8 protein-coding genes and 2 pseudogenes are annotated in these 12,064 nt (G+C 67.3%); 3 read left to right on the top strand and 7 right to left on the bottom strand.

The window, feature by feature from the left end; all coding sequences use genetic code 11:
• Positions 1-121: 121 nt before the first annotated feature.
• The 3 genes and pseudogenes from LJ657_RS46975 to LJ657_RS46965 form a co-directional block, all read left to right on the top strand.
• Positions 122-824 (top strand): annotated as a pseudogene (locus LJ657_RS46975) (IS256 family transposase); the annotation flags it as partial.
• 93 nt (positions 825-917) lie between these two features.
• A pseudogene (locus LJ657_RS46970) lies at positions 918-2,062 on the top strand (IS3 family transposase).
• A gap of 315 nt (positions 2,063-2,377) precedes the next feature.
• The gene (locus LJ657_RS46965) at positions 2,378-3,913 is read left to right on the top strand and encodes a DUF2599 domain-containing protein (RefSeq protein WP_232655862.1); all 1,536 of its coding nucleotides are present in this window, start codon (positions 2,378-2,380) and stop codon (positions 3,911-3,913) included.
• Between the two features lie 227 nt (positions 3,914-4,140).
• Here the strand turns inward: LJ657_RS46965 and LJ657_RS46960 are convergent, their stop codons facing one another.
• From LJ657_RS46960 to LJ657_RS46930, 7 genes are all read right to left on the bottom strand, one after another.
• A complete protein-coding gene (locus tag LJ657_RS46960; RefSeq protein WP_232655865.1) occupies positions 4,141-4,383 on the bottom strand; it encodes a DUF6372 family protein in 243 nt (80 codons plus the stop codon).
• Positions 4,384-4,650: 267 nt separating this feature from the next.
• Positions 4,651-5,271 (bottom strand): hypothetical protein, encoded by a 621-nt coding sequence (locus LJ657_RS46955; RefSeq protein WP_232655861.1) that lies wholly within the window; start codon positions 5,269-5,271, stop codon positions 4,651-4,653.
• Positions 5,272-7,245, bottom strand: coding sequence for a DnaB-like helicase C-terminal domain-containing protein (locus LJ657_RS46950; protein WP_232655860.1), 1,974 nt, complete (start codon positions 7,243-7,245; stop codon positions 5,272-5,274).
• A 1,302-nt stretch (positions 7,246-8,547) separates the two neighbouring features.
• Positions 8,548-8,967 carry a hypothetical protein gene (locus LJ657_RS46945; RefSeq protein ID WP_232655859.1) on the bottom strand — a complete coding sequence of 140 codons (420 nt, stop codon included), beginning with the start codon at positions 8,965-8,967 and terminating at the stop codon, positions 8,548-8,550.
• A gap of 22 nt (positions 8,968-8,989) precedes the next feature.
• Positions 8,990-9,994: an IS3 family transposase gene (locus LJ657_RS46940; RefSeq protein ID WP_232655858.1), complete on the bottom strand. Its 1,005-nt coding sequence runs from the start codon at positions 9,992-9,994 to the stop codon at positions 8,990-8,992.
• 215 nt (positions 9,995-10,209) lie between these two features.
• Complete coding sequence (locus LJ657_RS46935; protein WP_232655857.1) at positions 10,210-10,806, bottom strand: RICIN domain-containing protein; 597 nt, start codon at positions 10,804-10,806, stop codon at positions 10,210-10,212.
• Positions 10,803-11,300 carry a hypothetical protein gene (locus LJ657_RS46930; RefSeq protein WP_232655856.1) on the bottom strand — a complete coding sequence of 166 codons (498 nt, stop codon included), beginning with the start codon at positions 11,298-11,300 and terminating at the stop codon, positions 10,803-10,805. The genes LJ657_RS46935 and LJ657_RS46930 overlap by 4 nt, the downstream gene beginning before the upstream one ends.
• Positions 11,301-12,064: the final 764 nt, after the last annotated feature.

Below are 12,064 nucleotides of genomic sequence, written 5' to 3'. Positions count from 1 at the left end.
GTTCCCGCTTCTCCTGCTCGACGGGCGTATACCCGCCCCGCTGCGCGTACCTCACGATCCCGTCGTACCGCAGGGATCACGAACCGTCACGACCCCGCAGGCTCTACGAGTTCAACCTGAGTATCGCCCGCGTGAGTGGGACACCCGCGCCGGGACCGTCGAGCTCGCTGTCCCCAAGCTGAGGCAGGGCAGTTACTTCCCGCACTGGCTCCTCGAACGCCGGCGCCGGGCCGAACAGGCCCTCATCTCGGTGGTCGCTACCGCCTACCTCCTCGGGGTCTCCACTCGCCGGGTCGAGAAACTCGCCGAGTCCCGGCGTCACCCAGCTGTCGAAGTCCCAGGTCAGCGCGATGTCCAAGCACCTGGACGAGCAGGTCGCCGCCTTCCGTAACCGGCCCTTGGACGCCGGCCCGTACGCGTTCGTCTGGGTCGACGCGCTCACCCAGAAGGTCCGCGAAGGCGGCCGGATCATCAACGTCCACGCGTTGATCGCGGTTGGCGTCAACGCCGACGGCCACCGCGAGATCCTCGGTCTGGACGTGGCCACCGCCGAGGACGGCGCCGGCTGGCTCGCCTTCCTGCGCTCACTGATCGCCCGCGGCCTGTCCGGCGTCCAGCTCGTCATCTCCGATGCCCATGCCGGCCTCGTCGACGCCATCGGCGCGGTCCTGCCCAGTGCGTCGTGGCAGCGCTGTCGCACCCACTATGCGAGGAACTTGCTGAGCCAGGTTCCGAAATCGGCCCAGCCATGGGTGGCCACGCTGCTGCGGACGGTCTTCGAACAGCCCGACACCGACGCGGTCCAAGCGCAGATGCCGCAGCTGAAGCGCTCCGGGTCTGATGGAGGTGGTATGCCCCGGTTCTGATGGAGTCGCGTTGCAGGACAATTGACGATCCAGCAGCCTACGGAGGCCGTGATGCCCCGCAGCTATCCGCCCGAGTTCCGCCGTAAGGTCCTCGATCTCGTCGAATCCGGAAGGAAGGTCGCCGAGGTCGCCCAACTCCTTGGCATCAGCGACCAGACGATCTATGTCTGGCGTCGGCAACACCTCATCGATACGGGGCAGTTGCCCGGCACTACCAGCAGCGACCAGTCCGAGCTTGCCGCGGCCCGCAAACGCATCGCCGAGCTGGAGGCCGAGTTGGCCATCCACCGCCGGGCTGCCGAACTGCTCGGCGAGGTGACCTCCCCAAAAGGCGGTTCGAAGCCATCCGCGTGATGGCCCGTGAGCACCTGCCGGTACAGCTGGCCTGCCGGGTGCTGCATGTCGCCGAGTCCGGGTACTACGCCTGGCGGGAGCGTCCGCCGTCGAACCGCCTGGTCAAACACGCCTGGCTGACCGAGGCCATCGTGGGCATCCACACCGCCTCCCGCGGCACCTACGGCACCCGCCGGGTCCACGCCGAGCTCCGCCTGGGCCTGAGCATCCATGTCAGCCACGGCACCGTGGAGCTGCTGATGCAGCGTGCCGGCCTGCACGGTCTGCCCGGCAACCGACGCCCCCGCACCAAGCACGTAACCCCCTCCGTCGCCGACCTGGTGGAGCGGAACTTCACCCGTCACGCCCGGGACCAGTTATGGGTCACTGACATCACCGAGCACCCCACTTTCGAGGGCAAGGTGTACTGCGCGGTCGTCCTGGACACCTTCTCCAGGCGCGTGGTGGGCTGGTCGATCGACGCCTCGCCCACAGCGGCCCTGACCACCAACGCCCTCGCCATGGCCATCGGCAACCGCTCCCCGCGACCAGGCCGCACCATCATCCACTCCGATCACGGAGTGCAGTTCGGATCCTGGGCGTTCACCCAGCGCGCAAGGGCCTCCGGCCTGCTGCCCTCGATGGGCTCCATCGGGGACTGCGTGGACAACGCGATGATGGAGTCCTTCTGGGCCCGAGTCCAGGTCGAACTACTCAACCGCAGACGATGGCGGACCCGTCTGGAGCTGTCCACCGCGCTCTTCGAGTACCTGGAAATCTTCCACAACCGACAGCGCAGGCACTCCGCACTGGGCATGCTCAGCCCGGTGGAGTACGAACTCCGCACACCACCAGTAGCCTGAAACCAAGCAACTCGACTCCACCCAACTCGGGACAGTCCGGAGCCTCCATCAGACCCGGAGCGCTTCACAGCTGTCTTCCTTCCCGCCGCTATCGGGCGTCTGGACATCGACATGACGGGCATCGGCATCGTCTGTACACAAGTACCGGGAGGCCTTTGCTGGATCTCGACACATGGGATGGATTCATTCCGCTCGTGGCCTCCCTAACCTGACGAGCCGTAGGGCCCGGAGGGAACGGGGAGGGTGAGCGTGAGATTCAGCCCATTATCGGTGCGTGCGGTCCGCGGGACGCCACCGAGAGTCGTCGTCCAGGTCATGGTACTCGTCCTGGCTGCCGTAGCGGTCTTGGCGGCATCGCCCGGCCGTGCTGATGCCGCGCCCCTGCAGTGCCGACGACAGGGAGGCGAGTATCGCTCCTGGTGCGCCGACGTTACCGGGCTCAGCGGATCGAACAGCCTGCCGCTGCAGCGCGGACCGAACTACGGCGACGGTACTGTCCCCGGAACGGCTTACCACAACGGTGATCGGCTAGCGCTCGGATGCTGGACGACCGGCCCGGAGGATGCCGGCGGGCACGGAGACACGTACTGGTTCTCGGTTTTCGACCCCAATGACCCATCGATCGAGGGCTACGTCAACGACTACAACCTCACCACCGGCAGCCCCGGGCAGTGGATGTCGGTCGTCGAGCGATGCGCCAACACACCGCCGGTCACCAGCAAGCCCTACCGCTGCCGCAAATCCGGAGGCGAGTACCGATCCTGGTGCGCGAACGTCACCGGCCTGGCCTACAACGCCTCGCTGGCGTTGAGGACAGACCCCGACTACGACCACGGCACCGTCCCGGACACCGCCTATCACAACGATGAACCGCTGGCGCTGGGATGCTGGACGACAGGTCCGGAGGATGCCGGCGGGCACGGAGACACGTACTGGTTCTCGGTTTTCGACCCCAACGATCCCTCTCTCGAGGGCTACGTCAACGACTACAACCTCACCACCGGCAGCCCCGCGGACTGGAAGCCCGACGTGAATGTCTGTGTGTCGACACCCACTACGCCGACGCCGACGGCCGGCAAGTACGGCATCAACTGGGCCAACATCAACTATCGCGGCGCGGTCATCGCGACAGGGAAGTTCAACTCCGGACTCCACGCGTTCCACGAGACCGAGGATCCCAACACGAAGCTCGGCTTCAACTCCTTTAACCTCAAGGACCTTAAGTGCGGGGACGGCTGGGGTGTCGGCGTTTCCTGGCAGATCGGCGGCGGACCAGTCCACGACCAGCGGTACACCGACTGCTCGGGCGCACCTGCACTGCATGTCCTAGAGCCGGGCGGGGCCACCCACAATCTGCAGAGTCTCACCTGGGGCCTATACGTATGGGACCCCAGCCCTGCCACCGACTGGGGGTACTCGGTGGAGCGCCACGATCAGTACGGATCCCTTTCGGTGCAGCCGAATGACCGATACTTCGACTTCACGACCGTCTACCACGACCCGGTCGCCGGTCACGACGGCCAGATCACTCTCTCCGTGGAGCCCACTCAGTACCTGCGCCGCTCACATTCCCAGAACTTCCAGGCCATGTGGCAGGACATCACGCAACGCACTCCCTTGCCCGCCAACCTGACGCAGGACCAGGTCACGTCCATGTACAAGCAGTTCTGGTGCCACGCCTTCTACTCGGTGCACAGAATCAAGGGGTCCGGTTACTACGGCGGCCTGACCTGGGACTTCGAGTCCAGTCGTCCGAACATCCCTTGGTCGCAGGTCGACACACCCCCGCTCCCTTGGGATAGCACCGGCAACTCCACGCCCTACCCCAACAATCACTCCTGCAACTGGTAGCTGTAGCTGCAGATGCTGGCAATCTGGGTCATCGTCCGATGGATCCGGCGGTTCACCGGCGAGGGTCAGGGTGTGTCGCCGGAGCAGTAGAAGCGGCACATCACACCCGGGCCGGGCGTGCGGGGTTCGCCGGGGTGCGGGTCGTACAGAGCGCGGCCGCCAGGCCACCGCGACAGCTCGGTGGACAGGGCAGCACTGGCCCCGTTGGCGCGGCATGCCGGGCAGGCTCACGCCGTCGACGACCGCGGCTCCTCGGACAGCACCTCCACCGCGGCGTAGCACGGCGCGCACAGCCGCAGCGGGTCACTGATCTCCGGCTGCGCGTCGCCCTGCAGATACGGGGTGCGGATGATGCGCATTTCCAGACCTGGCTCAGCCTTGTTGGCGCAGCTGCACCAGACGGAAACCGCGTGGTAGACCCGGCACTCGCACTCGCACTCGTCCGGCGCCTGCCGGGTCCAGAAGAAGATGAACCGCTACCGCTGATACAGCACGGGGAACTGAGGCCTGTCCATGTAGGCAACGTAAGCCCGGTCGAGGACGAACACACCGGGACGCCATCTGGGCGGGAAATACTTGGTGGTGGGCATAAGAATGGCATGGCTCTTCGTCGCTCATGCCAGCAACGGGTGAGCACTACCCGTCAGTACCAAACGACGAGGTCACCGCACCTGCGCCGCTGGCTCCCAGGCAACGAGGTCCACAACTGGCGCTCCCCGAGAGCGTCGGTGGTCGTGTCAGGCGCCGATGCCGATGTAGGAGACGTAGGTGTAGGCGCCCCAGTCGGAGTCGAGTTCGGCGATGATGTCGTCCCAGAGGTCTTCCATGGTGGCCAGGTCGCTGGCGACGAGGGCGTCGACGGCGTCGTCCCAGATGTAGCGGACCTGCCGGTGTTGGATCCTCAGGTTGTCGCGGCGGCGTGGCTCGTCGACGGCTGTCTGGTTGACGGGGTGGATCTCGATGCGGGTGCCGCGGCCGCCTCGGTTGAGGTGCTGCTTGAAGGCGCCGGGGTTGGTGAGCACGTTGTGGGCTCGTAGGTTCCAGTAGGCGGTGTCGATCGCTTCGAGGCTGGCCTGGCGCGGGCGCTGGGTGCCGCGGGTCCAGGCGCGGATCGTTGTGGGGGTGGCGTGGATGCCGGCGTCGGCCAGGGCTTGGGGGCCGCCTTTGGTGGTGGTGAGGTAGCGCATGCGGGCTTTCAGGCCGCGGCGGGTGCCGACGGGGGATTTGATTCCGCCGTCGATGATCATGCGTTCGAGGGCGTCTTCGAGGGCGCGGGCGAGGGCAATTTTTCCGTGGACGTTTCCGGGATCGCGGTCTGCGCCGTAGTTGCCGAAGTTCTTCCATCCGTCGGTCGACATCTATCGGGCGCTCTTCCTCGGCAGGGGGTACTGGTCTTTTTGTTTCATCTGGGTGGTGAGGCGGCCTTCGGTGAATACGGTGCGCCAGTCGCCGGTGACGTGGAGTTCGTCGGTGCCGCGGACGCGGACGACGGTGAGGCCGTTGCTGTGGGCTCGGTGGGATTTGTACCAGAGGTTGGCGAATGCCTGGGAGCGGATGATGTGCATCCAGTCGGGTCGGCGGATGTCGCGGTTGACGCTTGATTCTCCGATGGTTGAGGTGAATTTTGAGTACATGGCTTTGATGTATTCGACGGTGACAGTGTCGTCGGTTTCGAGGGCTTTGGTGCGGGCCTCGGTCAGGACGCGGCGGAATTTCTCCAGGAGTCCTTCGCTGGCGCCGGAGGTCCAGCATTCGGTGATGTGCGGGGCCTCGCACAGGCCGAGGCGGGCGCAGCGGATGAGGAGGCGGATGGTGGCGTCGTCGAGGAGGACGGGGCCGTCTTCGCGGCGGTTGCCGATCGGGTCGGGCAGCTCGGGGTGGTGCCAGGTGGGGCGGGCGGGGAGGCGGTAGATGCCGGAGCGTTTGGGGTCGAAGCCGCCGTTGGGGTCGTGGATCAGGGCGCCGATGGGCAGGTGGGTCTTGAAGGCGGACAGGAAGCTGGCGTTGGTGTCGAGGGCGTTGACGGTGATCGGGGGGTGGGTGCCGTTTTGGAGGGCTTCCATGAGGTGGGTGTTGGTCCAGTTGTGGCGGCCTTCCCAGATTTCGTCGGCGCCGTCCTTGGTTTTCTTCCGGAGGAATTCGAGGGTTTCCGGGTAGACGGTGTGCTCGTAATTTCCGCCGACGCGGGTCGCTTCGAACAGGGCCATTGCGTTCGGTACGGCCTTTTTCACCAGGGCTTCGGTCGCGGTGGTGATGTCGCCGTCGTGGTCGTGGAGGGCTTCGTCGACGGCGCGGGTGATCATGCCGGTGAAGTAGCTGTAGTCCCGGTTGGCGTAGCCGCCTTGGGGCGGGGGTGGGGTGGTGGTGCGGCGGGGCGATGGCCTGCGTGGGGCGGCTGTGTGGGCCGTCGGGGCGGGCTGGGTGGCCGTGGGGTCCGGGGATGGGCTGATGGGGGCTTGGAGAGGTGTCTGCGGGGTTTGTGCTGAGGTGACGGGGCTGGGGTGGGGGTGGGTGGGGTCGGTGATGCGGGCGTGGGCGAGGTCGGCGTGGAGGGTGAGGGTGGCCAGCGGGCCGAGGTCGCGTTCGGTGACGGTGGCGTGGATCTGGTCGGCGTCGCGGGTCAGGGTGATGGTGATGTCGAGGCTGAGCGCGGCGATCAGTTGGGGGTCGTCGGTGTCGACAGCGGCCAGGACGGGGAGCTCGTGGGTGCGGGCCAGGTGGGCGAGGGCCTGGGCGGCATCGGTGATCTGGGCCTGGCCGGACAGCGGCAGCCGGGGGTCCTCGGTGGTCTGGAGGCGGTCGACCACGACGAGGGCCAGGCCCGGCAGGTCCGGGACGCTTTCGGCGATCGCGTCGGTGGTCAGGTCGGTGCCGTCGTCGATGTAGAGCGGGGCTTGGGACAGGTGGTGGTGGAGGGCTGCGGTGTCGTCCTGCTCGGTGGGGGTGAGGCGGCCGGCTCGCAGGCGGCGGTAGTCGACGGGCAGGTGCGCGGCGACGATGCGTGCGGCGATGTCGGCGCGGGTGGGTCCGGAGGCGGCGTACAGGACGGGTTGGTGCTGGTCGAGGGCGCTGGTGCGGGCGGCGGCGGTGGCGATCAGGCTGGATCCGGCGCCCGGGGCGGCGGCGACGAGGTAGAAGCGGCCGGGCTGGAGACCGCCGAGGACGTCGTCCAGGGTGCGGATGCCGGTCGACAAGCCCATCAAGGGTGTGGGCGTGGTGGATTCGCCAGTGGGGACGGTGGTCGGCAGGACGGTGACCAGGGCCTGTGCGAGTGCGGCCAGGCGTCGTGGGGTGCGCGGTGCAGGGGTAGCCAGTGGACCGGGCGTCGGCATGACGGTCTCGTGACCGGCACCGGGCATCGCGGGGGCGGGGGTCGGCGGGCTCGGCTCGGACGGGGGTGCGGGGGGTGCGATCGGCGGTGTGCCCGGGTGCTGGAGTGCTGGAGTACCGGGTGTGGGGACGGCAGTGGTGGGAGCGGCCGGCGGGCCGGTGGGGACGGTCAGTGGGGCTGGTGGGGTGTCGGGTGAGGCGGGGGGCGTATGGGCAGGAGCTGGCGTGTGGTGGGCTGCTGGCACCGGTTCCGGCTGTGACTGTGACTGCGAGAAAGTGGTGGGTTCAACGGCCGCTTTGGAAGGGGTAGTTGTAGGCGCGGGTGCGCTGCCTTTGGCGGCTTCGGCTGCTGTGGTCGGAACCAGGTTTTGGACTGCTTGCTGGCCCTTAGAGGGCGTGGTGGAGTCCGGTGCCGCTGTTGCAGCCAGAGCTGCTGTGTCGGGTGCGGCATCGGCTTGAGGCGCGGGCGGGACGGGGGTGCCGTCCGTGGCTGCGGCGAGCAGTACGGCGACGGGGGTCTTGTGGCGGCACAGCACCTGGGGGTGGCCCTCGGCGCTGTACTGGATCAGATCCCCGAGCTTTTTGCGGGCGTCCGCGAAGCTGTGGATGGTGGCGTGGGCGAGGTCCCAGCCCAGTTCGGTTGCGTGGGCGGGGGTGGTGAGCAGGGCATGGTGGGGGCCGCGAGTCAGGGGTGTGGGGTGCCCTTCGATGGCGGCGTCGATCATCTGTCGGAGTGCGCTGCGGGCCCCGTGCAGCGTCGCTGGCCTGGTGCGCGCCGGGGCATGCGGTGTTTCCGCGTCAGGGGCGGCGGAGGTTGTTCCCGGCTCGTCCAACGGGCCCTCAACTGACTTGGGTTGGCTGTCCTCGCCGTGTCGGCGGCCAGCGTCTTCGGAAGCTGTCTTGGCCGCTGCGGGCGGGGTGGGAGGCGTCGGGAAACTCAGGGGCCAGTTGCCCGCCCAGCGCGGAGCCGGGTCGGACGGCTCCGTCGGGGCTACAGGAGGGGCGGCGTGGGCGGGGTTGTCCGGCACGGCCGCGCCGGAAGACGCCTCACCGGCGGTGTGGGATGAACGCGGGGAGGACACCCGGGGACTCCAAGAGCAGAAGCGGTAAGCGGGTTGCATGGGTGCGGAGTGACTGCGCCATCAAAAATGTAACGCTGCCACCCAGTCTAGCTGACGGTACATAATATTGGCCTGGGTTATGTAACGCTGCGTTGGAGTCGTGGGGGGATCACGAGCGCGGCCCTGCTGTGCAGGAGGAGCAACGGTGGGCGAAGGGCTGCAGGCGGTGGGCTGGGAGAACCATCAGGGCCGTTCGGTGACCGGCTCCGTGGGAGTGTCGGGCTCCACCATGGCCTTGAATCGGGCGAGGAAGGCGGAGTGCTCGGCGGCCCGTGCCTGCTTCTCGGCCTCGTCTTCCGGCTCGGTCTCGCCCTCGGGTTCCTCGTAGTCCTCATACGGCCAGTAGTCCGCGGCCCGCCGCTGCGCCCTCTCATACATCCGTTCCTCGTAGTCCTCGTACATCTCGTCCGGATGGATCTGCCCGGCGAGGCGCTTGATCTCCTCGTCGCGGGCCCGGCGCTCGATGAACTCCTGCACGACCGGGTCGCCGTCCGCGCACGTATAGCCTCCCCGTGCGGGCGGCGGGGGCGGCTGCAGGCGGTTCTCAATGCGGTCGAGGACCATGTGCCACTCCGCGGCGGCCGCGGGGGCGGAAGATTTCAAGTCCAGTGAGACGGTCGTGACGCTATGAGGTTTGTGGTGCGGGTTCCCGGCGCTTGGCGGGGTCGTTGATCCACGCGGTCTGGGGTATCTCGGGTGGTCGGGGGCGGCGGCCGAAGCGTTCGGGGTGGCGGGCGTATGCCTCGGCGAGAGTGACCGCGCGCTGGTCGCGGACCTCCTCGGCGGTCCCGAAGTGGACGGAGGCGGGGGTGTGCCAGCCGATGCCTGAATGCCGGTGCTCATGGTTGTAGTACGCGATGAACGCGTCGAACCACTCGCGGGCGTGGGCCAGCGAATCGAACCGCTCGGGATAGTCCGACATGTACTTCGTGGTCTTGAACTGGGCCTCGCTGTAAGGATTGTCGTTGGAGACCTTCGGTCTCGAGTGCGACCGCGTCACACCCAGATCGATCAGCAGCTGGGAGACCTTCTTCGACGTCATCGAGGTGCCGCGGTCGGCGTGCACGGTCTGGGGCACGATGCCGTTGCGGGTGATGGTCTCGCGGATCAACTCCTCGGCCCGCACCGCCGATTCAGCCCGCTCGACGGTGTGGCCGACGATGTACCGGCTGAAGATGTCGATGATCACGTAGGCGTGGTACCAGATGCCCTTGACCGGTCCGGCAGCTTTGGTGATGTCCCACGTGAACACCTGCGAGGGCCCGGTGGCGACCAGCTCGGGCACCGCTCTGGCCGGATGGGTGGCCTGCCGTCGGCGCTCACCCGACTGATCCTGCTCGCGCAGGATCCGGTACATCGTGGAGACGGAGCAGTGATAGCGTCCGGCGTCCAGCTCGCGGGCCCAGATCTGCGCGGGCGCCAGCTCGGCGTACTCGTCGCTGTTCATCAACTCCAGGACCGCAGACCGTTCTTCGGCGGTCAGGGCTGATGGCTGCACCTGCGGGACATGTGCTCTGCCTGGTGGTGCCGGCCGGAGCCGGCGGTAGTGCGTGGCGCGGGAGCGGCCCGTCAGCCGGCAGGCGGCCGTGATGCCCAACTCGGCCTCGACGCCGGTGAACGCGACGTCCACGACAGGGCCGGCGGCAGACTTCAGTCCGCGCTCTCGGAGATCATTTCCAAGAGCGCGGAAGCTTTTCCCATCACCTCGAGCGCAGGCCGTCCGGCAGCGACGGCAGCGACGGCAGCGACGGCAGCGACGGCAGCGACGGCAGCGACGGCAGCGACGGCAGCGACGGCAGCGACGGCAGCGACGGCAGCGACGGCAGCGACGGCAGCGACGGCAGCCTAGTGGACCATGCTCCAGATCTGCCACTTGTTGGAGTGGTTGTCACAGGTCTTCTGGAACTGGCCGATGTCGAAGACCATGTTGTTCGCGTGGCCTGCCTGTCCCCGGTCCAGGCAGAAGTCGAACTCGCTGCGGCCCGAAAGCGGGCCTGATGGCTGCCAGTTGAGGAACTGGAAGCTGTTGGAAGGGTTGCCCTGGGTGTTGCCGACCCAGGTCATGTTCCACTGGTCCCGGTAGTTGCTCGCGTCGCAGCTGTCGGTCTTGGCCTCGTAGCCGTTTCCGGCGAAGAACTGGACCCGCAGACAACGGCCGGTCTGGACGTTCTGGATCTGCACCCTGCTGTAGTAGTTGTTCACGTCCGGGGCATAGGACGTGACGTTCCAGCGCTGGAAGCTGCTGCCGTTGCAGGGCAGGATGTACAGCGACCCGTTGTAGTTGCTGTCCAGGCAGTCGACTCCCTGGTCCTGGAGGTCCTGCAGCTGGACGTTGCGCTGGTAGGTCGCGGCCTGCGCCGTCCCCGACAGGGCGAGCGTGCCGGCCAGGGAGCCCACGGTCATGACACCCGCCGCCACCGCGGTCCTGAGCTTCTGCTTCATATGCCGCACACCTGCCAGTTGTGGCTGGCCTCGCTGCCGCCGGTGGCGAAGCTGTGGCCGTTGCCGTAGTAGTCGGTCGGGCGACAGGTCGGGGTCCTGCCGCCGGTGAAGGTGAGCCCGATGTGCAGCCTCGGCTGGCTGTAGCCGTAGCCGAAGCTGTCGATGGGCACCAGGTTCGAGGACCCGTACGCGCCGTACTGGGCCAGGTTCCCGATGTCTGCCTTCCCCGCCTGGTGGCCGTAGGCGTCCTGCAGCCAGATGTAGTTGTCGCCGATCATGGACAGGTCGGCGTTCTGGTCCCAGTGCACCTCCGCGTACTCCATCCGGCAGCTCCGGATGTACCCGATGTACAGCTTGCCGAGGTGCTTGTTGGAGATGACGCCCAAGTTGTACCCGTAGAGGTCGGTCGGGTTGCTCGCCAGGACGCGGTCCGAACCGCAGGAGGCGGCGTGCGCCGCCGGCGCGTTCACGGCCACCAGGCCGGACGTGGACATCAAGGCCAGCGCCCCCGCCAGGATGGACCTTCTGATCCTGAGTTTCACTGAATGTATTCGCATGCGCTTCCCCCGTACGTTGTGAATTGGGCTGGCCGTGCACGATGGGGCAAGACCAGGCTGCCCGAGTTGGCTCGGTGAAGTCGCGTTCCCCACACGACCTCACACACCCGCCTCCAGACGCTGCGTGTCAGGGGCACGACATCGCAGGTGACGCTGGTGAGCAGGGACGCGGTTTGCGTCGAACGCCAACCTAGGCCCGTCAACGCATCGTGCGGTGTGTCTGGTTGCACAGTGAAGAGGGGGTTCCGGTGCCGCATTGCACAGCGAGCCGGGAAAAGTGCAGACGCGCCCGCCCCGGCACGACGGCGGCACGAGGACCGAGGGTCACAGAACCGTGCCGTACAGGGCTCTGTGATCTCCCGACGAGGCGTGGCCGGATGCCAAGGAGTCGGAACACCAGGCAGAGCTGCTTGGGGCCTCATCGCGGCTTCCCGAGGCGAGGCCCTGCGACGGCAGGGGGCGCGCTGGGGGGCTGTCGTTTCTCATGAACATCGAACACGACGCGCCGCCGACGCCTCCCAATCTCATGTACTGGTGCTGTCGGTTCTCGTGAGCAAAGCCAGGCGAAAGCGGCCGCAACGGGGATGTCAGCCTCCCGACCACGCAGGACCAAGCGTCGTGACCTGCGGGCTCGCGGACAGGCGCGGCAGAGCGTGCGGACGCTTGTCGGACGGGTTGTCGGCGGGGATGTGGGCCTGGTC

It is taken from the genome of Streptomyces guryensis (assembly GCF_021261325.1).
Lineage (GTDB): Bacteria > Actinomycetota > Actinomycetes > Streptomycetales > Streptomycetaceae > Streptomyces > Streptomyces guryensis.
The sequence above is the reverse complement of the archived record's forward strand: the minus strand, read 5'-3'. Positions and strand labels throughout refer to the sequence as shown.